The organism is Comamonas aquatica NBRC 14918 (assembly GCF_000739875.1).
Lineage (GTDB): Bacteria > Pseudomonadota > Gammaproteobacteria > Burkholderiales > Burkholderiaceae_C > Comamonas > Comamonas aquatica.
Map to the genome: position 1 here is coordinate 1 of NZ_BBJR01000018.1, position 578 is coordinate 578.

Annotated in this window: 1 protein-coding gene; it reads left to right on the forward strand. The window is 54.0% G+C overall.

The window, feature by feature from the left end:
- Window positions 1-418: HNH endonuclease family protein (locus CA2_RS01340; protein ID WP_042411850.1), on the forward strand; the 418-nt coding region annotated here is incomplete at its 5' end.
- Between the last annotated feature and the right edge of the window lie 160 nt (window positions 419-578).

Sequence of the window (578 nt, forward strand, 5' to 3'; positions counted from 1 at the left end):
TCGACGCGACCGGATATCGATCGAGCATATTTATCCACAGACCCCGAAGGAAGACTGGGAGCGTGCGTTCATGGATGTCCCAGAGACGGAAAGGTATCGCTACACTGGATCGATCGGCAACTTGCTCCTCTTATCCATGTCGATCAACGCTTCGCTACAGAACGACTCGTTCTCGGAAAAGAAGTCACCTAAATTCGATGCGTCTGGTGCCAAGGTCCGGAACGGCTATTCGGATGGCTCACATTCGGAGATCGAAATTGCGGCGAACGACAACTGGGGGCCTGAACAGATCCAGGCCCGTGGTCAACGCCTCCTCAAGTTCATGGAAGACAGGTGGATGTTTTCCCTCCGTGACGCTGATCGAAAAAAGCTGCTCTTCTTGGACACAGCCACAATGAATGAGGGTACCGAAAACTAGAGTGACAAAATTCATGTGCCTGTCATAGTGAACCAGCCGTTCAAATGACTGCTATCGGGTCAGAATGAGTTTCCGCTTCTGGCCGAGAGCTGCCATAGGTGGCGGAGCGTCAACGCCACCACCTCACGCGCGCGCAAGCGTCGCGCGTGCTAAGGCGTTG